General features: G+C 57.8%; 18 protein-coding genes and 6 tRNA genes. 17 read left to right on the top strand and 7 right to left on the bottom strand.

Annotated elements, in window-relative coordinates; all coding sequences use genetic code 11:
• Positions 1–21 precede the first annotated feature (21 nt).
• A complete protein-coding gene (locus ACW5XC_RS06160; protein ID WP_042055697.1) occupies positions 22–1269 on the top strand; it encodes a diguanylate cyclase in 1248 nt (415 codons plus the stop codon).
• Between the two features lie 108 nt (positions 1270–1377).
• Here the strand turns inward: ACW5XC_RS06160 and ACW5XC_RS06155 are convergent, their stop codons facing one another.
• Positions 1378–1848, bottom strand: a complete 471-nt coding sequence (locus ACW5XC_RS06155; protein WP_005359981.1) for an outer membrane lipoprotein — start codon at positions 1846–1848, stop codon at positions 1378–1380.
• Positions 1849–1867: 19 nt separating this feature from the next.
• Between ACW5XC_RS06155 and aat the strand changes: the two genes are divergently transcribed.
• The 3 genes from aat to infA all read left to right on the top strand — a co-directional run bounded on the left by aat (position 1868) and on the right by infA (position 3575).
• Positions 1868–2575, top strand: a complete 708-nt coding sequence (gene aat / locus ACW5XC_RS06150) for a leucyl/phenylalanyl-tRNA--protein transferase (RefSeq protein ID WP_019445527.1) — start codon at positions 1868–1870, stop codon at positions 2573–2575.
• On the top strand, positions 2572–3288 hold the full coding sequence (locus tag ACW5XC_RS06145) for an arginyltransferase (protein ID WP_042055693.1): 717 nt from the start codon (positions 2572–2574) through the stop codon (positions 3286–3288). The genes aat and ACW5XC_RS06145 overlap by 4 nt, the downstream gene beginning before the upstream one ends.
• 68 nt (positions 3289–3356) lie before the next feature.
• Positions 3357–3575, top strand: a complete 219-nt coding sequence (gene infA / locus ACW5XC_RS06140) for a translation initiation factor IF-1 (protein ID WP_005300033.1) — start codon at positions 3357–3359, stop codon at positions 3573–3575.
• Positions 3576–3643: 68 nt separating this feature from the next.
• Here the strand turns inward: infA and clpA are convergent, their stop codons facing one another.
• Together clpA and clpS are read right to left on the bottom strand one after the other, a co-directional pair.
• Entirely contained in the window at positions 3644–5899 is a 2256-nt protein-coding gene (gene clpA, locus ACW5XC_RS06135) for an ATP-dependent Clp protease ATP-binding subunit ClpA (protein ID WP_005337110.1), read from the bottom strand.
• A gap of 59 nt (positions 5900–5958) precedes the next feature.
• On the bottom strand, positions 5959–6276 hold the full coding sequence (gene clpS / locus ACW5XC_RS06130; protein ID WP_005337111.1) for an ATP-dependent Clp protease adapter ClpS: 318 nt from the start codon (positions 6274–6276) through the stop codon (positions 5959–5961).
• 229 nt (positions 6277–6505) lie between these two features.
• On the opposite strand from clpS, the gene cspD reads away from it, so the two are divergent.
• Complete coding sequence (gene cspD, locus ACW5XC_RS06125; protein WP_005300025.1) at positions 6506–6724, top strand: cold shock-like protein CspD; 219 nt, start codon at positions 6506–6508, stop codon at positions 6722–6724.
• Between the two features lie 116 nt (positions 6725–6840).
• Here cspD and folD read toward each other — a convergent pair whose 3' ends face one another.
• A complete protein-coding gene (gene folD, locus ACW5XC_RS06120; RefSeq protein WP_005337113.1) occupies positions 6841–7695 on the bottom strand; it encodes a bifunctional methylenetetrahydrofolate dehydrogenase/methenyltetrahydrofolate cyclohydrolase FolD in 855 nt (284 codons plus the stop codon).
• A 213-nt stretch (positions 7696–7908) separates the two neighbouring features.
• Here folD and ACW5XC_RS06115 point away from each other — a divergent pair.
• From ACW5XC_RS06115 to ACW5XC_RS06080, 8 genes are all read left to right on the top strand, one after another.
• A tRNA-Pro gene (locus tag ACW5XC_RS06115) sits at positions 7909–7985 on the top strand.
• A 37-nt stretch (positions 7986–8022) separates the two neighbouring features.
• A tRNA-Arg gene (locus tag ACW5XC_RS06110) sits at positions 8023–8099 on the top strand.
• Between the two features lie 53 nt (positions 8100–8152).
• Positions 8153–8228, top strand: a tRNA-His gene (locus ACW5XC_RS06105).
• 312 nt (positions 8229–8540) lie between these two features.
• On the top strand, positions 8541–9251 hold the full coding sequence (gene rstA, locus ACW5XC_RS06100) for a two-component system response regulator RstA (RefSeq protein ID WP_042055690.1): 711 nt from the start codon (positions 8541–8543) through the stop codon (positions 9249–9251).
• Between the two features lie 21 nt (positions 9252–9272).
• Positions 9273–10598: a two-component system sensor histidine kinase RstB gene (gene rstB, locus ACW5XC_RS06095; protein WP_042055688.1), complete on the top strand. Its 1326-nt coding sequence runs from the start codon at positions 9273–9275 to the stop codon at positions 10596–10598.
• A 54-nt stretch (positions 10599–10652) separates the two neighbouring features.
• Entirely contained in the window at positions 10653–10835 is a 183-nt protein-coding gene (locus ACW5XC_RS06090; protein WP_042055686.1) for a hypothetical protein, read from the top strand.
• A 153-nt stretch (positions 10836–10988) separates the two neighbouring features.
• On the top strand, positions 10989–13538 hold the full coding sequence (gene mprF / locus ACW5XC_RS06085) for a bifunctional lysylphosphatidylglycerol flippase/synthetase MprF (RefSeq protein WP_042055683.1): 2550 nt from the start codon (positions 10989–10991) through the stop codon (positions 13536–13538).
• An 11-nt stretch (positions 13539–13549) separates the two neighbouring features.
• Positions 13550–14272: an AcvB/VirJ family lysyl-phosphatidylglycerol hydrolase gene (locus tag ACW5XC_RS06080; RefSeq protein ID WP_042055681.1), complete on the top strand. Its 723-nt coding sequence runs from the start codon at positions 13550–13552 to the stop codon at positions 14270–14272.
• A 286-nt stretch (positions 14273–14558) separates the two neighbouring features.
• Here the strand turns inward: ACW5XC_RS06080 and ACW5XC_RS06075 are convergent.
• A tRNA-Ser gene (locus ACW5XC_RS06075) sits at positions 14559–14646 on the bottom strand.
• Between the two features lie 183 nt (positions 14647–14829).
• Positions 14830–16566, bottom strand: a complete 1737-nt coding sequence (gene dauA / locus ACW5XC_RS06070; RefSeq protein ID WP_042055679.1) for a C4-dicarboxylic acid transporter DauA — start codon at positions 16564–16566, stop codon at positions 14830–14832.
• Positions 16567–17054: 488 nt separating this feature from the next.
• On the opposite strand from dauA, the gene ACW5XC_RS06065 reads away from it, so the two are divergent.
• Positions 17055–17130: transfer RNA gene (locus ACW5XC_RS06065), tRNA-Asn, on the top strand.
• A 4-nt stretch (positions 17131–17134) separates the two neighbouring features.
• Positions 17135–17210 (top strand) — tRNA-Asn (locus ACW5XC_RS06060).
• A gap of 224 nt (positions 17211–17434) precedes the next feature.
• On the opposite strand, the gene ACW5XC_RS06055 is transcribed toward ACW5XC_RS06060, so the two are convergent.
• Positions 17435–18424, bottom strand: coding sequence for a DUF2860 family protein (locus tag ACW5XC_RS06055; protein ID WP_042055676.1), 990 nt, complete (start codon positions 18422–18424; stop codon positions 17435–17437).
• A 278-nt stretch (positions 18425–18702) separates the two neighbouring features.
• On the opposite strand from ACW5XC_RS06055, the gene ACW5XC_RS06050 reads away from it, so the two are divergent.
• Both ACW5XC_RS06050 and ACW5XC_RS06045 read left to right on the top strand, forming a co-directional pair.
• On the top strand, positions 18703–19188 hold the full coding sequence (locus tag ACW5XC_RS06050; RefSeq protein WP_005333692.1) for a YqhA family protein: 486 nt from the start codon (positions 18703–18705) through the stop codon (positions 19186–19188).
• A gap of 128 nt (positions 19189–19316) precedes the next feature.
• Positions 19317–19766 (top strand): hypothetical protein, encoded by a 450-nt coding sequence (locus ACW5XC_RS06045; protein WP_042055674.1) that lies wholly within the window; start codon positions 19317–19319, stop codon positions 19764–19766.
• The last annotated feature ends 2 nt before the right edge of the window (positions 19767–19768 follow it).

Here is a 19768-nt window from a genome sequence, read left to right as displayed (position 1 = left end):
TTTTTTATTTAAAGGAGTCTAATGAAACAGAAGATATTGATTGTCGAAGATAGCCTGACCATCCGCCGTATGCTGACTCAGGCCATTGCCCAGCAGACAGGCCTCGAGATTGACGCCTTCGATACCCTCGAAGGTGCCCGTCACTGCCGGGGCGAGGAGTATGTGGTCGCGCTGGTGGACCTGACCTTGCCGGATGCGCCCCGTGGCGAAGCTGTCAACGAGCTGCTGGCTCGAGGTTTGCCGGTGGTGATCCTCACTGCCGACATCAGCGAGGATAAACGTGCCGCCTGGCTGGAAACCGGCGTGCTGGACTATGTGATGAAGGATTCGCGCCACTCGCTGCAATATGCCGTTAGTCTGGTGCACCGCCTCTATCTCAACCAGTCGATCGAAGTGCTGGTGGTCGACGACTCACGCACCTCCCGTCACCGCACCATGGCCCAGTTGCGCAAGCAGTTGTTGCAGGTGCATGAGGCCAGTCATGCCCGTGAAGCGATGGCGATGCTGGAGCAATACCCGGACATCCGGCTGGCACTGGTCGACTACTATATGCCGGATATCGATGGCATCAGTCTGGTGCGGATGCTGAGAGAGCGATACAGCAAGCAGCAGCTCGCGATTATCGGGATCTCGGTCTCGGACAAGCGCGGTCTCTCTGCTCGCTACCTCAAGCAGGGCGCCAACGACTTTCTCAACCAGCCGTTCGAGCCGGAAGAGCTGCAGTGTCGGGTCAGCCACAATCTGGAAGCGCTCGAGCAGTTCAACAGCATTCAGGAGTCAGCCAATCGTGACTACCTGACCGGTCTCTACAACCGGCGCTACTGGTTCAACGAAGGGCAAAAATGGTTTGAAGAGCATCAGCGCCAGCAGACGCCTCTTGCACTCTGTGTGCTCGATGTGGATCACTTCAAGCAGGTCAACGATCACTGGGGCCATGCCATCGGCGATCAACTGCTCTGCCATCTGACCCGGCTACTGACCCAGTTCTTCCCCGATGCCATGATCGCCCGCTTTGGCGGAGAGGAGTTTGCCATGATGGTGCCTCACTGTACCGTCCCCGTGTTGATCAAGCGTCTTGAAGGGCTGCGTCAGCAGCTGCGCCAGCAACCTTTGTCACCGGAAACCCCGCTCTTTGTTCGCGCCAGTTACGGCGTGATCAGCGTCGGGCGGATATCCATGGACGAGGCGCTGAGCGTAGCGGATCGGCTGCTCTATCAGGCAAAGAACACCGGTCGCGACAAGATAGTCTCTCAAGAGACAGCTATCTGAATCCTCAGGGCATCAGTCCCGTGTATTACCGCCCGACAGACTTTCCAACAGGAGAGTCTGCGGGTTCCTTTCCTGCCACAGTCTCCCCATCACCGAGACTATCGAAAGTCAGTAAGTCTTGTCGACCCGCACCCCATCATCGAAGTAGAGAATGCGCACCTTGTCTCCATTGGCAAAGACCATGGCGGGATCATAATCCTGGATCACGTTGATAAGGGCATTTTGCTCGTTGCGGATCAGCAGCTCCACCAGCTTGTTTTCCACCACGGTTCCCCCGGACTGGTATTGCTGCGCAGCCGCAGCACCTGCGAGCGCGCCGACGGCGGTGGCTATTTCACGGCCATGACCGCCACCAAACTGGTTCCCCAGCAGGCCGCCCAACACAGCCCCTCCCAGCGTCTTCCAGCCAGAGTGCTCGGACTCCAGGATCTGGCGCTGGGTAATATTGCGCACCGTTTCGACCTGACCAAACACCACCTGATTGACCGGCCGCGCGGTATTGCGCTGGTAGACCTCCGCCCCGGCGGGCGCCGTGACAAAGCAGAACAAGCTGGATACTATCAGGATAATGGCCTTCATCTATGAACCTCGTTGCCTTATGTCCCGCTATCTTACCCAACTGGATGATGAGCTTTGCTGGTTTCCCGACCCCAGCCATGCGCTGGAAGAACCCAACGGCTTGCTGGCGATCGGCGGGGATCTCTCCCCTGCCAGATTGCTGGCAGCTTACCACAAGGGGATCTTCCCGTGGAATGAACCCCACCAACCGACCCTGTGGTGGTCACCGGATCCCCGTGGGGTGATCCGTCCCGACCAACTCCATGTGGGGCGGACACTGCAGAAGATTATCCGCCGTACCCCATTCGATATTTCCGTCAACCGCGCCTTTAATGAAGTCATCACCGCCTGCGCCGCCCCTCGTCGCACTGCCGATGGCACCTGGATCAGCCAACCCATGATCGAGGCCTACCAGCAGTTACATCGGCTGGGTCATGCCCACTCTATCGAGATCTGGCAGGAGGGAGAGCTGCAAGCGGGACTGTATGGTCTCTCTATCGGCCGACTGTTTTGCGGTGAATCCATGTTCAGCCGGATTGATAACGGCGCCAAACTTGCCATGGTGGCACTCTGTCGCCACTTCGCCCGCCATCGCGGCGCCCTCATCGATTGCCAGATGCAAAACCCGTTTCTGGCGACCCTGGGTATCGAGGAGTGGCCACGGGCCCGTTTTCTGGCTGAGCTGGCGCGCCTTGGCCATCAACCACTATTGGCTTCCTGCTGGCAAGAGGGGGAGATCAGCCTATGACTGAAGAAGTGATCCTTAAAGTAGGGCTGACTCCCAAGCATCCCTGCAGTTATCTGGACCATGAACAGGAGCAATTGCTGGTGCTGATGGATCACAATCTGCTCAACGCCAACGGTTACGAGCGATTGTTGACTGCCGGTTTTCGCCGCAGTGGCAACGACATCTATCGCCCCCACTGCCCGGCGTGCCATGCCTGCCAGTCCCTTCGTATTCACAGCGAACGCTTTCGTCACAGCCGTGGCCAGAAGCGCATCCGCCAGCTCAACAGGGATATCGAAATCGTCCTGAGCTATGATGACAAACCCGAGTATTACCTGCTCTACGAACGCTATATCCGCGAACGCCATCACGATGGCAGCATGTATCCCCCCAACCGCAGCCAGTATCGCGGGTTTCTCCATTGTGACTGGATGCCGCCGCTCTACCTGGAGATGCGCAAAGATGGCCGCCTGATCGGTGTCGCTACCACAGACCTGCTGCCCCACTCCTTGAGCGCCATGTACACCTTCTTCGATCCGGATTATGCCGATCGCTCCCTGGGCACCTTTGCCATCCTTTGCCAGCTCGATCTGGCCAAGCGAACCGGGCGAAGCTGGCTCTATCTTGGCTATCTGGTAGAGGCGTGTCGCAAGATGAATTACAAACGCAATTACCTCCCTCATGAGCTGTTAATTCAGGGGGAATGGAAAAATATCGACACCAAGCCCGAGTAAACTTTACACATAGCCTTAAATCCGGCATGATCCAGCGGTTTTTTGTTGTGGCTTATCAAGAGGATTCAATGGCTAAAGAAGACAGTATTGAGATGCAGGGCACTATTCTCGAAACCCTGCCCAATACCATGTTCCGTGTGGAACTGGAGAATGGTCACGTGGTTATCGCTCATATTTCAGGCAAGATGCGCAAAAACTACATTCGTATCCTGACTGGAGACAAAGTAACGGTAGCACTGACTCCCTACGATCTCTCCAAGGGACGTATTGTTTTCCGCTCTCGCTAAGCCAGGAATTCAGCAAAAAACCCCAACCTTTCGGTTGGGGTTTTTTGTCGTTTTCTGATCACTGACGCTTAGTGGGAAACAGCTTCAACATTGACCTGAAAATCAAAGCTGAGGCTGTCATTTACCAACTCAACCTTCACAATTCCCCCGTCAACCAGTGAACCGAACAGGATCTCGTTGGCCAGGGGTTTCTTGAGGTGCTCCTGGATTACCCGACCCATCGGTCTGGCGCCCATGGCTCTGTCATACCCCTTCTCCGCCAACCAGTGGCGGGCACGCTCGGACACCTCGAGAGAAACTCCCTTCGCATCCAGTTGAACCTGCAATTCGACAATGAACTTGTCGACCACCTGATGGATCACCGTCATATCCAGATGGTTGAACCAGATGGTGTGATCAAGCCGGTTACGGAACTCCGGACTGAAGGTCTTGTTGATCACCGCCATGGCATCGTGGCTCAAATCCTGTTGCTGGAAGCCTATCGATTTGCGTTGGGTCTCCTGCACACCGGCGTTGGTCGTCATCACCAAAATGACGTTACGGAAATCCGCCTTGCGCCCGTTGTTATCGGTCAGGGTACCGTTGTCCATCACCTGCAACAGCAGATTGAATACGTCCGGGTGAGCCTTCTCTATTTCGTCAAGCAACACGACGGAATGAGGGTGTTTGATCACCGCATCGGTCAGCAGACCACCCTGCTCAAAACCAACATAGCCGGGAGGCGCACCAATCAGGCGTGAGACGGTGTGGCGTTCCATGTACTCGGACATATCAAAGCGCAGCATCTCGACACCCAATGCCTTGCCCAACTGCTGGGTCACCTCTGTTTTACCAACACCGGTAGGACCGGCAAACAGGAAGCAACCAACCGGGCGACGCTCGTTACCCAAACCTGAACGAGAGAGGCGAATCGCATCGGTCAGCACCTCGATGGCTTTATCCTGACCAAAGACCACCATCTTCAGATTGCGCTCCAGGTTCTTCAGCACCTCTTTATCCGAGGAAGAAACTGATTTCTCCGGAATGCGGGCTATCTTGGCTACAATGGACTCAATTTCCTGCACATTGATCACTTTCTTGCGCTTGCTCGCCGGCAACAACCGTTGACCGGCACCCGCTTCGTCGATCACGTCGATCGCCTTGTCGGGCAAATGACGGTCATTGATGTACTTGGCAGAGAGTTCGGCAGCTGCACGGATCGCCTTGGCGGTATAGCGCACACCGTGGTGAGCTTCGTAGCGACTCTTGAGCCCCATCAGTATGCGCGTGGTGTCATCGATAGTCGGCTCGACAATATCGATCTTCTGGAAGCGGCGGGCCAACGCACGGTCTTTCTCGAAGATCTGGGCGTACTCCTGATAAGTGGTGGATCCCACACAGCGGAGCAAACCATTGGAGAGCAGCGGCTTGATCAGGTTGGCGGCATCCAGCTGACCACCGGAAGCAGCACCGGCACCAATGATGGTATGGATCTCGTCGATAAAGAGGATGGCCCCTTCCTGACGCTCAATCTGCTTGAGCAGTACCTTGAGGCGCTTCTCGAAATCACCACGGTATTTGGTGCCCGCCAGCAGAGAACCCATATCCAGCGAATAGATGGTACTGCCCGCAATCACCTCGGGGACATCCCCCTTGACGATGCGATAAGCCAAGCCTTCGGCAATAGCAGTTTTGCCCACACCCGCTTCACCCACCAGCAGCGGGTTGTTCTTGCGACGACGGCAGAGCACCTGAATGGTACGATTGAGCTCCTGATCACGGCCAATCAGCGGATCGATGCGCCCTTCCAGCACCAGCTGGTTCAGGTTGGTGGCAAAGCTCTCGATCTGGGCGGCCGAGACATCATCATCAGACTCGGGATTGTTATTGCTGCCGAGATCCGGCTTGCTGTCCTTGCGCACCCCGTGGGAGAGGAAATTGACGACGTCGAGACGGCTGATCTCGGCTTTTTTCAGGAAATAGGCAGCTTGTGACTCCTGCTCACTGAAGATAGCGACCAGCACGTTGGCGCCGCTGACTTCGGTATTTCCGGAGGATTGCACATGGAAGACGGCACGCTGCAACACGCGCTGGAAGCCCAGTGTCGGCTGGGTTTCACGATCTTCATCGTCGCGCGGTATGAGCGGAGTAGTTTGGGTGATGAATGCGCGGATCTCCTTGCGCATCTGCTCGACATCGGCACCACAGGAGCTCAGCGCCTCATGGGCTGAACTGTTATCCAGAAGGGCTAACAACAGGTGCTCGACGGTCATGAATTCGTGGCGCTCGTCACGGGCCAGTTTGAAAGCCTCGTTCAGCGTCTTTTCTAGATCTTTATTCAACATAGGCACCTCCCCTAGTACAGCTACAATGTGGTGTCACACTCGCCATCAAGTCATCAGATTCAAGCCTTTTCCATAGTACAGAGCAGTGGATGTTCGTTGTTACGTGCATAGGTGTTGACTTGGACAACCTTGGTTTCGGCGATCTCTGCGGTAAACATGCCGCAGACACCCTTACCACTATAATGCACACTCAGCATGACCTGAGTCGCCTTGTCCAAATCCATACCAAAGAACTTTTGCAGCACCTCCACCACAAACTCCATGGGCGTGTAGTCATCGTTGTTCAACACAACCTTATACATGGGTGGCGGCTGCAGCTTTGTTTTCTCTGCTTCTGCAATCTCTTCATTAGCAAAGAGTTCTTTCTGCTTGCTCATAATCGCGCTTTGGTACCTCTAGATTACTACCGTCTCACACAAGCTTGTCAATAGACTTGTTAACCAGATCACATCAGCTGTTAACAACTTCTTGACTCGCTCAAAAGTTAGACTAGATTGGTTACTTGCTAATCTGCGCCCGTCTGCTATGGGCCCATGTCCCTAGTTATAAAGGGCTGGCGCAGGTTACTCAACGACTTCTGGGTAATCAATAAAAGGATGTAGAAGTATGGCAACCGGCACAGTTAAGTGGTTTAACAACGCAAAAGGATTTGGGTTTATCTGTCCGGAAGGGGGCGGTGAGGATATCTTCGCTCACTACTCCACGATTCAAATGGAGGGCTACAAGACCCTGAAAGCGGGTCAGGCTGTCAATTTTGAACTGCAACAGGGGCCGAAAGGAAATCACGCCTCTGTGATTGTGCCAAACGAAGCACAAAATATGTAAATAACGCCCGTTGGATAAATAAAAAACCGGTTCCTCTCTGAGCAACCGGTTTTTTATTGTCAGATTTCTGGCGAATCCTGCCTCCTCATGGGATCACAGGTTATCGCCAGCCATGATCAGTCGTGATATTCACTGCAGGCGATCAGGGTATTTTCCATCAGGCTGGCGACCGTCATCGGGCCCACGCCACCGGGTACCGGGGTAATGAAGGAGGCATGGCTGCGCGCCGTCTCAAACTCTACATCCCCGACCAGCGAGCCATCAGCCAGACGGTTGATGCCCACATCGATCACCAGTGCCCCCGGTTTGATCCACTCCCCAGGGATGAAGTTGGGCTTGCCAACTGCGACAACCAGCAGATCGGCACGGCGTACCTGCTCTTCCAGATCCCGCGTAAAACGATGGCAGGTTGTGGTTGTGCAGCCCGCCAGCAACAATTCGAGGGTCATGGGACGCCCCACTATGTTGGACGCTCCCACCACGACCGCATGCAGACCGTGCGTCTTCACGCCGGTGGTCTCGATCAGCGTCATGATCCCTTTCGGAGTGCAGGGGCGCAGCGCCGGAATACGTTGTGCCAGACGGCCGACGTTATACGGGTGGAATCCATCTACATCCTTGTCAGGCTGGATCCGCTCCAATACCTGAGTGGTATCAAAGTGATCCGGCAACGGCAACTGAACCAGAATGCCATCTACGTGGCTATCCGCATTCAACTGGTCAATCAGCGCCAGCAGCTCTTCCTGACTGGCAGTGGCACTCAGATCATAGGAGCGGGAGAGAAACCCCACCTCCTCACATGCCCGGCGTTTGCTGCCGACATAGACCTGAGAGGCGGGATCCGCCCCCACCAGAATGACTGCCAGCCCTGGAGCCCGTTTCCCTGCCGCCAACCGCTGTTGGACTTGCGCCGCGACCTGGCTGCGAATCGTTTGCGCAACCTGTTTTCCATCTATGATTTTGGCAGACATCGTTCTCCACTCACCATGTGTTCAACTGCCGCGCATTGTCGCATTTTTTTAGCCGGGATGTTAGCGGCAGACGCACGCCATACCTGAAGCGGGCAATAAGTAGGCACTTGAATTTACTGGGGGAAAAAGTCGTTGACGCTGGCCCTTACGCTTGGCTATGATGCCCGCCCGTTGCCCAGTACGACTCATGTCGATATGCTGGTCAGGGATTTTCGGTGATTAGCGCAGTCCGGTAGCGCATCTGGTTTGGGACCAGAGGGTCAAAGGTTCGAATCCTTTATCACCGACCATGTTCATCGACTCGTCCTTAAGACGTGTTGATACAAAGCGCCCTTAGCTCAGTTGGATAGAGCAACGGCCTTCTAAGCCGTGGGTCGCAGGTTCGAATCCTGCAGGGCGCGCCATTGATGTTCCCCAATCCTTCTGGATTGGTGAGCGTTGATGAAAAATTTCAGTGGTGGCTGTAGCTCAGTTGGTAGAGTCCCGGATTGTGATTCCGGTTGTCGTGGGTTCGAGCCCCATCAGCCACCCCATTATTCTGTCGATAATCGCCGTAAGGTGATGTCCATCGACTTAGTGCAGTGACCTTCTGGTCTGCTCCGCGAAAAACCGGCCTTGGCCGGTTTTTTGTTTTGCGCTCGACTGTGCCATGCCTTGTCTGCAAGGCCATCATCCTCCAGATCGATAAACGCGGCTCCGCTCATTTGTCACGATTCGCGCCTCCTCATCGATACACACAGCCCCCCCCCACACATCAGCCTGCCCGGTTCTTTTTCTGTATTTCCCAAGCGCCATTGATATGCTGATCGCTCTTCTTCTCTCCTGGTTTCCGTTGGAGCTTTTCTATGCAACGCATTCTTTTTGTCGAAGATGATCCCGAGATTGGTCAACTCATCAGCAGTTGGCTCGGTCGCCACGATATGGACGTGATCCTCGAGCCCAGAGGGGATATGGCGCTGGCCCGGATCGAGGCCGAACAGCCCGATCTGGTGCTGCTCGATATCATGTTGCCGGGGCAGGATGGCATGTCCCTCTGTCGGGATCTGCGGCCGCGCTTCGACGGCCCCATCGTAATGCTCACCTCGCTGGATAGCGACATGAACCAGATCCTGAGTCTGGAGCTGGGCGCCAACGACTACATCCTTAAAACCACCCCGCCCCCCGTGCTACTGGCCAGACTGAGGGTGCAGTTTCGCCAGCACCAGCAAGCATCAACCCAACCGGCCGCCACCAGCTGCGTTCCCCAGCAGCTGCAATTTGGTCGGCTGCGGGTGGATGGCCCGGGGCGAGATGTGCGGCTCGATGGCGAGAGCATTGCTCTCTCGACCGCCGACTTTGATCTGCTGTGGGAGCTCGCCTGCCACGCGGGCCAAATCTTGAGTCGGGAAGCCCTCTTTCGCAGCCTGCGCGGCCGGGAGTACGACGGTCAAGATCGCAGCATGGATGTGGCCATCTCCCGCCTGCGCCGCAAACTGGGTGATAACCCCGACAACCCGACCCGGATCAAGACAGTGCGCCAGAAAGGCTACCTCTTCGTCCCCCACGCCTGGGAATAACCCTCTTTCGGGAGCACCGCCATGCGCCGTCTCTTTATCCAGTTCTATCTGTTGCTGATCGGCTGCTTCACCCTGGCCATCCTGCTGGTTGGCGTGGTCTATCAGGTGACCGCCGAACGGGCGGGTGATCGCTATCTCGAACGCATGATGCAAGGATCCCTTGGCCTGTTGACCGGCGAGTTGGCAAGAACCCCGCCAGAGCGCTGGCCCGATCGACTGGCCGAGCAGAGCAGTCAGTTTACCCTCCCCCTCAAGATCGGTGAGCTGACACGCCAGCCCCTGACCAGCGAGGATCAGGCCTTTCTGGCCGCCGGCAACATTGTCATCGTCGAGGAGGATGACACCTTCCTGCAGCGCATCCCCGATACCGATCGGGTGCTGATTGTCGGCCCGGTTCCCTACCTCTCCTACCTGCACGAGCTGCACTGGGTCGATGTGGGGCTGCTGCTGGGGATCGGCCTCTCTCTCGGCCTGCCCATCCTTCTGTGGTTGCGTCCCCACTGGCGCGGCTTGCAGCAGTTGGAGCAAACCGCACGTCGCGTGGGCGATGGGGATCTCTCCTGCCGAACCAATCTGCCACCGGGCAGCAGCCTGGCCCGGGTGGGACGCACCTTCGATCAAATGGCGACCCAATTGCAGGCCATGATTGCCAGCCGCAAGCAACTGACCGATGCCATCGCCCACGAGTTGCGCACCCCGCTGGTCCGGTTGCGCTATCGGCTTGCCATGCTCGATCCTGCCCCTGCCGAGCAGGAGCAGCAGGCGCTGGAGCGAGATCTGGGGGCGCTGGACGCTCTGATCGAAGAGATGCTCACCTACGCCAAGCTGGATAGACCCGAGTTGCCGTTGCAGCAGGACGAGCTTGAGCTCAGCAACTGGGCACAAGCGCATCTTGGCGACTGGCAAGCGCTGGCCCCCGAGAAGAGGCTCACCCTCGATCTGCCGCAACGCTACATGCCCTGGTGCGGCGATCAGCGTCTGCTGACGCGCGCGGTGGAGAACCTCATCGGCAATGCTCTGCGCTACGCCGAGAGCGAGGTTACCCTCTCCATCTCGCGGCTTCAGGAGAACTATCTGCTGGAGGTGAGCGACGATGGACCGGGGATCGATCCGGCGCTGGCGCCCCAGATCTTCGAGCCGTTCGTGCGCCTTGATCAGAGCCGGGATCGTCGCACCGGCGGCACCGGGTTGGGACTGGCCATCGTGCGCAGCATTGCCCGTCATCACGGGGGCGATGTGGCGTTGCTGGCCAGTGACCACGGCGCCCGCTTCTGCCTCACCCTGCCTGTACATTTGGATACAAACCGTCACCAACCGCTCACTGAAGGGCCGCTGCAACCGTCATAGGATGACTGTCATGGAGAACGCTCCATAACATCAACCCGAATAAGGAAATTGAACATGAAAAAGATCATTCCCCTGACCCTGGCTGCCGTCTTCGCCCTCACCTCCGGTTTCACCATGGCGGCCACCCCGACCAAGACAGCCGCGCCTCAGGCGACCCAGACCAAGGTGGTGAAAAAACACCATAAAGCCACCCACGCCAAGACCCCTGCCGTCAAAGTCGCGCCGAAAACCAAGTGATCCAACCGGTCACTTGATAGCACCAAGGGAGGCTGATGCCTCCCTTTCCATCTCTTCCCGAAATTTTCCTGACGAGCGCCTCCCTCGTCCAAACCGGATCCACGACCCGGCTCCCCCTTTGCGGGAAACGGTCAATGACCACAGGAACATGGCATGTGGCGTCATCTGCTTAAATGGCTCGGCCCCGTGTGCAGCTTGCTGCTGCTCGGCACCGCTCTGACCGTGCTGTATCACCTGACTCAGGCATGGCACTGGCACGATATTCGTGTGGCCATCTGGTCCCAACCCCTGCCGCGACTGGCGGGCGCCCTGCTGCTGACCCTACTCAGTTATGGTTGCCTCTGCAGCTATGACATGCTGGCGCTCCATGCGCTGGGCAAACGCCTTCCCTGGCAACAGGTCAGCATCACCTCCTTCATCGCCTACACCTTCTCCAACACCCTGGGATTTGCCCTGCTGACCGGCACCTCGGTACGCTATCGCCTTTACTCTGCACTGGGGCTCGCCACCGGAGAAGTGGCCCGCGTGGTGCTGTTCTGCTCCATCACCTTCTTCCTCGGCCTGCTGGCGTGGGGAGGTGGCGCCCTACTGACCTGCGATGTATCACAGCTGCTGCCTGACTGGCCGCAATGGGCAGATACCCTGCTCAGGCTGGCGGGCGTCATGGCTCTGCTGTTGGTGGCCAGCTACCTCTGCTGGCCTACACACCGTCTCTCCTGGCGCGAACACAGCCTGATCCTGCCCGGCTTCAAGGTTCGTCTGTTGCAGCTGTTGGTCGCGCTGGCGGACTGGATGGCAGCCGCCGCCTTGCTGTTTGTGCTGTTGCCTGCAGATAGCGTCCCCTACCCTGTGCTGCTCAGTGCCTTCGTGCTGGCAAGCTTCCTCGGGGTGCTGGCCCACGTGCCGGGCGGGATCGGGGTGTTCGAAGCGAGCATGAGCCTGTTGTTAGCTAACTACCTGCCAACGGACAAGCTGCTCGCCTCGCTACTGCTCTACCGCTGCATCTATTACCTGCTTCCCTTTCTCTGTGCCCTGCTGCTCTTTGCGAGTCAGGAGATGCTGCAACAAAAAGCACGCTGGCAGCGGCTACAGGGGCTGATGAGCGCAGTGCGCGAATTTCTGCCTGCCCTGATCAGCATGGGCACCTTCGCCGCCGGCAGCCTGCTGCTCTGCTCGGGCATGATCCCGACCATGCGCAGCCACATCGAAGTGTGGCTGCAAGTGCTGCCGCTCCATCTGCTGGAGCTCTCCCACGTGCTCGGCAGCGTGAGCGGTATCCTCCTGATCCTGCTGGCTCGCAGCCTCTATCGCCGTCACGACGCCGCGTTTCGCATCACCCAGCTGCTGCTGGCTCTGGGTATCGCCTTCTCCCTACTCAAGGGCGGAGACTGGGAGTCAGCCCTGCTGCTCGGCAGCTTCCTGCTCATCATGACTCCCTGCCGCGCCCTCTTCTATCGCAAGGGGTCGCTGCTCTATCCCCAGTACACCCCGGGCTGGCTCATTTCGGTCGGCGCCGTGCTGCTGGGAGCCCTGTGGCTGCTGCTCTTCTCCTATCGTCAGGTGGAGTATGACCACGCCCTCTGGTTCCACTTCTCGCCCCACGGCGGGGCGGCCCGCGGCCTGCGCGCCATGGGGAGCGTGGTGGCCGTGCTGGCCGTGGCCGGGGTTGCCCAGCTGCTTGCACCGCTGCGCATGGTCGGTGAAAAGCCGGACAAGGAGACGCTGGCGCGCGCCCACGAGCTGGTAGGGCGCGAAGGGGGGATCCACGGCTATCTGGCCCAGCTGCAGGACAAGTCCCTGCTGTTCCATCCCGCCGGCGACGCTTTCCTGATGTATGGCATCGAGGGCAACAGCTGGATTGTGATGGGGGATCCGGTCGGCCGCCCCGATCAGATCGAAGAGCTGCTCTGGCAATTTCGCGAGCGGTGCGATGAGCACGACGCCAACCCGGTCTTTTATCAGGTCTCGGCCCGCTATCTGCCGCTCTATCTGGAGCTGGGGCTGATCCCCTTCAAGCTTGGTGAAGAGGCGATGGTCGATCTGGCTACCTTCGATCTGGCGGGCAGCCGCCTGCGCAACCTGCGTCAGAGCCACGCCAAGGGCAAACGGGAAGGTTTGACCTTCGAGGTGGTCGAGGCAAGCTCCGTGGCACCCCTGCTGCCCAGATTGCAGACCGTCTCAGATACCTGGCTGCAGAGCAAGATGGGCAAGGAAAAGGGCTTCTCGGTCGGCCGCTTCGAGCCAGACTACCTGACCTTGAGCCCGGCTGCGCTGGTGTGGCACGAGGGGCAGATCGTCGGCTTTGCCAACCTCTGGGTGAGCGACAACAAGGAGATGCTCTCCATCGATCTGATGCGCTACAGCCTGGATACCGGCACCGCCCCCATCATGGATTTTCTCTTTGTCGAACTGCTGCTGTGGGGCAAGGCGCAAGGGTTCGCCAGCTTCAATCTGGGGATGGCCCCCATGTCCGGCTTCAACGATCACCCGCTCAACAGCTACTGGGCCCGTCTTGGCAATACCCTGTTTGTGCGCGGCAGCCGTTTTTACAACTTTCAGGGGCTCAGACGCTACAAGGAGAAATTTTCGCCCCGCTGGGAACCCCGCTACCTGCTCTGCAGCAGCAAGCTGGTACTGCCCAGAACCCTGACTCACCTGATCACCCTGATTAGCCGCGGCCCGCTGGGGCTGATCAAGAAATAGGAGCATGGCCAATGAGAGCCTTGATATTGCTGTTACTCAGTCTCGTACTGCCCGTTTCGTCTTTTGCGGCGCACGCCGCCCCGGTCAAGGATGACCTGAGTCTGATTGAGCTGCCGGTCAAGCAGCCATCCGACGCCCCCATGGTGATCTTTCTCAGCGGCGATGGCGGCTGGGCGGCCCTTGACAAGGGGTTGAGCGCCCAGTTTCAGCTGCACGGCATGCCGGTCGTGGGCTGGAGCTCCCTCACCTACTACTGGAAGAAGAAAACCCCGGAGCAGGTGACCGCCGATCTGGAGCGGATCCTCGATGATTATCAGGCCCGCTGGCAGCGCCCCCACTGGCTGCTGGTAGGCTTCTCGTTTGGTGCAGAGATTGCCCCCTTCGTCATCAACCGGTTGCCGGAGCACTATCGTCAGGGGCTGGTCGGGGCAGTGATGCTCTCCCCCTCCACCAGCTCGGATTTCGAGATCCACGTCAGCGACATGTTGACCCACAAGGCCCGCAGCTACCCGACCGAACCGCAGGTGAAGACCATCCGCGATCTGCCGATGCTCTGCTTGCAAGGAGCCGATGACGATGACGGCGACCGCCTCTGCCCCCGTCTCAACCAACCCAACGTCACCAGCGTCACCCTGCCGGGAGGACACCATTTTGACGATAACTACCCCCAGCTCTATCAGGCCATCACCAAGCATCTGAACCTGCCCCCGGATCCGCTGACTGTGGAGCATTAACCCGTATCACCACGGAATGCCTTTTAAGTACCGAGCAGGGCAAATCAGCGAGCAATGAAAAGGACCTCTCTTGCGAGAGGCCCTTTAACTGAATTCGACAGCAAGTTTGACAGGATCAGGCTTGGGTTCGGCAGCAAGATCAGTGCGGCTTTTCACTACGATTAGTCAATCGGCTCAACCAGATGCTGGGCTATCAACAATGAGGATTTGCAGTCCTATGCTGACAACCGCTCGCGATTGCGCCATAAAACAAAAGCCCTGATGTTTCCATCAGGGCTTTGCAATTTGGCGGTGAGGGAGGGATTCGAACCCTCGATACGTTGCCGTATACACACTTTCCAGGCGTGCTCCTTCAGCCACTCGGACACCTCACCAAATTTTTGCTCACTGCTTTATGTGCTTGAGCTGCACATTCACTGGCGGACCATGCCGCGGCGACGGGGCGTAATGTAAGGGATACGATGGCTTTTGGTCAATGCAATTTTTTACTTTTTGCGTTCGTTTGTTCAATATCCGAACCAAGTGACCAAAAATATGCCGTTTCGTATCCCTTTCAATCAATTTACTGCCGCTTCGTGCAAATGTTCCCCTTTGAGCGCCTCTTCCAACGAGCCGTAGAATTCCAGCTTGCCGGGCTGCGGCCGCACCTTGGCACGGGCCAGGGTCTTGAGCGGTTGGAACTGCAACTCGGCCACCCGCAACTCGACACCGGCTTTAGCCATCTGCTTGTCAAAGTGGAGGAAGGCTGACAGGCCGCCCGCATCGAGGATGGAAACCGCCTCCATCTGCAACACCAGCACCTTGTGTCCTTTCACTTGCGCTTCCAGCTCGGCAAAGACCCGTTCGGCCGCTGCGAAGAAGAGCGGTCCGTTGATCTTGTAGAGCAGGCCGTTGTCCGGCACCTCATGGGCATAGCGCTTGTGCTCGGCCAAATCGTGCAGTTTGGTCATCTTGGCGATTTCGCGCATAAAGAGCAGGGATGCCAGGATCACCCCGAAGGTGATGGCGATGACCATGTCGAAAATGACGGTGAGTGACAGGCAGACCAGCAGCACCAGCACATCGGATTTGGGCGCGCGTCGGATCAGCTCCACCACCTTGTGCGCTTCACTCATATTCCAGGCCACGATGAGCAGCAAGGCAGCCATGGCCGAGAGCGGCAACCAGGAGAGCCAGGGGGCCAGCACCAGAATGGCGGCCAGCACCACCAGCGCATGGACGATCCCCGAGATGGGGGACGTCGCGCCGGCACGCACGTTGGCGGCAGAGCGGGCGATGGCGGCGGTAGCGGTAATACCGCCAAAGAAGGGGGCGAAGATGTTGCCAAGCCCCTGCCCCACCAGTTCGGCGTTGGAGCTGTGTTTGCGACCGGTCATGCCATCCAGCACCACAGCGCAGAGCAGCGACTCGATCGCCCCCAGCATCGCCATGGAGAAGGCGGCAGGCAGCAGCCGCTCAACAGCCGCCAGGTTCCATTCAACCGGCAAGCCATCCGGTCCGGGCAAGGCCCAGGGCATCACCAGGGTCGGCGCGATGGGCGGGATCCCCATCCCCTGGGTGCCATCGGCCAGGGTATAGCTGAACTTGCTGCCGATGGTGGCCACATCCACCCCAAAGTAATGGAGGCCAAAACCCAGACCCACCCCGACCAGTACCGCGGGCAAGTGGCCGGGCACCGGCAGACGCAGGCGCGGCCAGAGCAGCAGCACTGCCAGCGTTGCGACCCCCACCAGTGTATCGCCCCACTGCCAGCTTGGCAGGGCGGCGGCCAGCGCCTCGACCTTGCCCAGATAGGTTTCCGGCATCTCGGGCACGCTCAGGCCAAAGAAGTCCTTGATTTGCAAGGTGGCGATCACGATGGCGATACCACCGGTAAAGCCCAGCGTCACTGACGGAGGAATGTACTCGATAAGGCGGCCAAGACGGGCCATCCCCATCGCCACCAGAAAAAGGCCTGAGATGAGCGTTGCCATCAACAGACCACCGACCCCCAACTGCTGGGCGACCGGATAGAGGATCACTACAAAGGCAGCGGTTGGGCCGGAGATGGAATAACGGGAGCCACCGGTCACGGCGATCACGATACCGGCGATGATGGCGGTATAGAGACCGTGTTGCGGCGGTACACCGCTGGCAATGGCCAGCGCCATGGCGAGCGGGATGGCGATGATGCCCACCGTCACACCGGCAATAAGATCACGGCCGAAGCGGGCCATGCTATAGGGTTCATCAATACAGGACTGGCGTAAGGCTATGGCGAGCTTCACGCTATTTAAAGAGGCTTGCTTGTGCATGTATATCGTAATACCAGAAGAGGGAGATAAAGGCCGGAGAGATCCGGCGCCCGATCATCATCAAGGGCCGGCAGGGCTGTCGACGCGGCGATGGTATCCTGCGTAACCTTACTCCAGACGGGCCATTTTTTCGATGGGCAGGATCAATGAAACGCGCGCTCACCCATTATTTGGCCTATTTGCCGCCAAATCGCCGATCTTGACTCCAGCTCTCCTCCTTTTAGCCACAAAGATTACCATTTTGAGCCCCTCCAGGTTGCCAGCACGTTCGCGACATCATGCTGTCATCATCAGGTTTATGCGAACCGAGCCAATAACCCCTGCGTCGGTTGGGGGCGGTGATGGCAAGAGACTGATTGTGCTGAAAATAAACCGCAAAGCACAACTTTTGGGCAAACAGTCCGAAAATCCGGTTTTCGGGAAATTCGCGGGTTGACACCCGCCGCCCTGGTCATTAATATTCGCCCCGTCTTAACGAGACAGGCAATTCCTCCTTAGTTCAGTCGGTAGAACGGCGGACTGTTAATCCGTATGTCACTGGTTCAAGTCCAGTAGGAGGAGCCACTTTTCCCTCGTAGTTCAGTCGGTAGAACGGCGGACTGTTAATCCGTATGTCACAGGTTCAAGTCCTGTCGAGGGAGCCAAATTCTAAAGCCCAGCCTTTTGGCTGGGCTTTTTCGTATCTGCAGTTCGCCCCCTTCCCTGTCACGCGCGCCCTTCAAATGCCCTCTGTCATAACGCCTCTTGCCTGCATGTGATGACCAACCTGCATACAGCTTGAATTGTCTATTGCGATCCATCCCATAAACAAAGGGCTGGATTGACCAGCCCCTGTGTGTGTACCTCATCTCGCTGCCGGATGCCGGGATCAGAAACGGTAGAGCAGGCCCGTGGTGATGCTGGTGGCGCGAATGTCGTAAAAGTCGATCCAGGAGTCTGCATTGGCGTAGCTGGCGCTCAGGAGAGCAGAGAGCGGGGCGATGCCAAACAGCTGGTGCCAGAAGAGGGTCGCATCGATGGCCATGTCGCGACTGTCGGCACGCTGGCCAAACAGCGGGTTGGCCTCGTCATAGTCCCGCTTGCCCAGATAGAGGTTGCTGACAAATGACCAGCGGGGCGAGGTTTTGGCGTAAGTGAGCTGCAACCCCTTGCTCACATAAGACTCGGCACTGCCCGCCAGATCAGCCTTCTCATAGCGCAATGCTGGCTCGAGGAACTGATCGTCTGCCAGCCGGAACTGGTAGGAGAGCTCAGCGGAGTTGACCCGGCCATTGCGATCCAGCATCCCCATCACAGCGCGGCCATATTGCTCGCCGCTGGACTCCCCATCCACCTTGACGTCGCGGCTGGTGATGCTGCCACTGAGCGCACTGCCCCAGATGTTGTCCCACGCCAGACGGGCGCCGTGGGATCGCACGTCACCCTGCTCGCGTTCCACACCCACAGCAAAGGGATCGCGCCAGACCTTGACCGGGGTGGCATTGAACACCAGCGAACCGGCCACGATCCCCTTGTCCCCCAGCTGCTGGCGCAGCCCGAACTGCTGGGTACCGTCGCCACGAATGGCATCCTGAATGAGGTTGCCCAAAAACAGCTGGCTACCGGTGGAGGCAAAGGTGTAGCGAAGATCCCCGTTGATCACCGGATCAAGGTGGCGCTGCTGCGCCGCAGCCCCCAAAGCTTCAATACGCTCGCTACCTGCATTCCCCGTGGCAAAATTGGACTTGGTCTCGCCAACGCTCGCCCCCGCCAGCACACTGCCGGAAAAGCCAGATTCCCTGGGAATTGCTCCCAGCTCTTGTGCCTGAACCCCGCTTGCAACCAGCATCCCCATACTCAACAGCAGACCAATACGCATCGCAACACTCCTGACAAGCGGCCACTCTCGGTGGGCCGAGCCTGATAAATAGGAGAGAGGCTGTCGCCCCCCAGAATTGAGAAGCGGCATGTTACGGCAGGGAAAAATCACAAATAAGACAGCGGGATGCGGTTTTATTTTTTATGATGGCTTTTTATTTTTTTATAGGCGCAAGCAGGGGGCGACCCGGCATAATCAGTCCCCACGGCCTTGCAACGCAGCGGGCTGCTCGCGCCATACTCACTCTATTTACCCCTGTTCCCAACATCGGAGTTCTCATGCGTCGATTCAATTTCATGCTCAATGGCAGCAGATTGATGATGTTCCCCTTCTACATTGGCATCCTCATCTGCGTGGTATTGCTGATGGTGAAGTTTGCTATGCAGCTCTATCAGCTTTCTGTAAACATTTTCGAGATCCCCTATCTGGACCTCATTACCGGCGTGCTGACCCTGGTGGATTTTATACTGGTGGCCCAGATGCTGATCCTGGTTGCTATCTGTGGCTATGTGCAATTTATCCAGACGGAAGAGCAGCGCGCCTCCCTTAGCAGCAACTGGCTTAGCAAGATCAACTTTGCCTCCCTCAAGCTCATCGTCATCAACTCGCTGGTGACCATCGCCGGAGTGGAGGTACTCAAAGCCTTCCTCGAAGATGGCATCATCAACGAAGTCGATATGAAGTGGTCCGTGGTGGTGTTTCTCGCCTTCTCGCTGGCCGCGCTCATCTATGCGGTGACCGAGCGGATGGCGGAGCATAAATAGTCGAGCCGGATCACTGTGCTTGTTCAGCCTTGATTCACCAGCAATACAATTGATAACACTTTTCATTATTTTTACTGCGTTATAAACTTGCTCCCCCCGGGCTGCCCCGCCCGGGTGCTGGAGCCTTTATGACAAGCCTTTCTCTCTCACCCCGACAATTCTGGCAGTGGCTGGCCTACCACCATCAGGCCGCCGAGGGCACCCTCTACCTGATGTTCTTCTCCGGCCTGCTGCTGTGGGAGCCGCTGACCCCGCTCTGGTCGCTAGCGCGCTGGAATCTGTTCTTGCATGTGATGCTCTCGCTCACCCTGTTCCCGCTGCTGTTTGGCGCCTTCTGGCTCTCCCATCGCAGCTTGTTGAACCGCAGCAACAAACCTTTTTTGCGCACCACGGGGCGGATTATCGAAGCCCTGCTACTGATCTGTCTGGCCAGCGGCCTGCTGCTGGTGCTGCACGGCACTCCGGGCGATGCCATGGGCAACCTCGCCAGCTGGGCCCACTGGCTGAGCGCACTGCTGCTCACTCCTCTGGTGCTGCGCCACGCCTGGCGCTGGACCATCTTGAAATGGCGCTCCTGATC

It is taken from the genome of Aeromonas sp. 25-AL00135 (genome assembly GCF_054052385.1).
Note: the sequence above shows the minus strand (reverse complement) of the source record. Positions and strands in the feature narration are given on the sequence as shown.

Excerpts from the sequence above, each read along its gene's own strand:
- folD (WP_005337113.1), bottom strand. The coding sequence starts at position 7,695 with ATGTCTGCCAAAATCATAGATGGAAAACAGGTTGCGCAAACGATTCGC.
- ACW5XC_RS06155 (WP_005359981.1), bottom strand. The coding sequence starts at position 1,848 with ATGAAGGCCATTATCCTGATAGTATCCAGCTTGTTCTGCTTTGTCACG.
- infA (WP_005300033.1), top strand. The coding sequence starts at position 3,357 with ATGGCTAAAGAAGACAGTATTGAGATGCAGGGCACTATTCTCGAAACC.
- ACW5XC_RS06045 (WP_042055674.1), top strand. The coding sequence starts at position 19,317 with ATGACAAGCCTTTCTCTCTCACCCCGACAATTCTGGCAGTGGCTGGCC.
- clpS (WP_005337111.1), bottom strand. The coding sequence starts at position 6,276 with ATGAGCAAGCAGAAAGAACTCTTTGCTAATGAAGAGATTGCAGAAGCA.
- aat (WP_019445527.1), top strand. The coding sequence starts at position 1,868 with ATGTCCCGCTATCTTACCCAACTGGATGATGAGCTTTGCTGGTTTCCC.
- clpA (WP_005337110.1), bottom strand. The coding sequence starts at position 5,899 with ATGTTGAATAAAGATCTAGAAAAGACGCTGAACGAGGCTTTCAAACTG.
- dauA (WP_042055679.1), bottom strand. The coding sequence starts at position 16,566 with ATGCACAAGCAAGCCTCTTTAAATAGCGTGAAGCTCGCCATAGCCTTA.
- ACW5XC_RS06160 (WP_042055697.1), top strand. The coding sequence starts at position 22 with ATGAAACAGAAGATATTGATTGTCGAAGATAGCCTGACCATCCGCCGT.
- ACW5XC_RS06050 (WP_005333692.1), top strand. The coding sequence starts at position 18,703 with ATGCGTCGATTCAATTTCATGCTCAATGGCAGCAGATTGATGATGTTC.
- ACW5XC_RS06090 (WP_042055686.1), top strand. The coding sequence starts at position 10,653 with ATGAAAAAGATCATTCCCCTGACCCTGGCTGCCGTCTTCGCCCTCACC.
- mprF (WP_042055683.1), top strand. The coding sequence starts at position 10,989 with ATGTGGCGTCATCTGCTTAAATGGCTCGGCCCCGTGTGCAGCTTGCTG.
- rstB (WP_042055688.1), top strand. The coding sequence starts at position 9,273 with ATGCGCCGTCTCTTTATCCAGTTCTATCTGTTGCTGATCGGCTGCTTC.
- cspD (WP_005300025.1), top strand. The coding sequence starts at position 6,506 with ATGGCAACCGGCACAGTTAAGTGGTTTAACAACGCAAAAGGATTTGGG.
- ACW5XC_RS06080 (WP_042055681.1), top strand. The coding sequence starts at position 13,550 with ATGAGAGCCTTGATATTGCTGTTACTCAGTCTCGTACTGCCCGTTTCG.
- ACW5XC_RS06055 (WP_042055676.1), bottom strand. The coding sequence starts at position 18,424 with ATGCGTATTGGTCTGCTGTTGAGTATGGGGATGCTGGTTGCAAGCGGG.
- ACW5XC_RS06145 (WP_042055693.1), top strand. The coding sequence starts at position 2,572 with ATGACTGAAGAAGTGATCCTTAAAGTAGGGCTGACTCCCAAGCATCCC.
- rstA (WP_042055690.1), top strand. The coding sequence starts at position 8,541 with ATGCAACGCATTCTTTTTGTCGAAGATGATCCCGAGATTGGTCAACTC.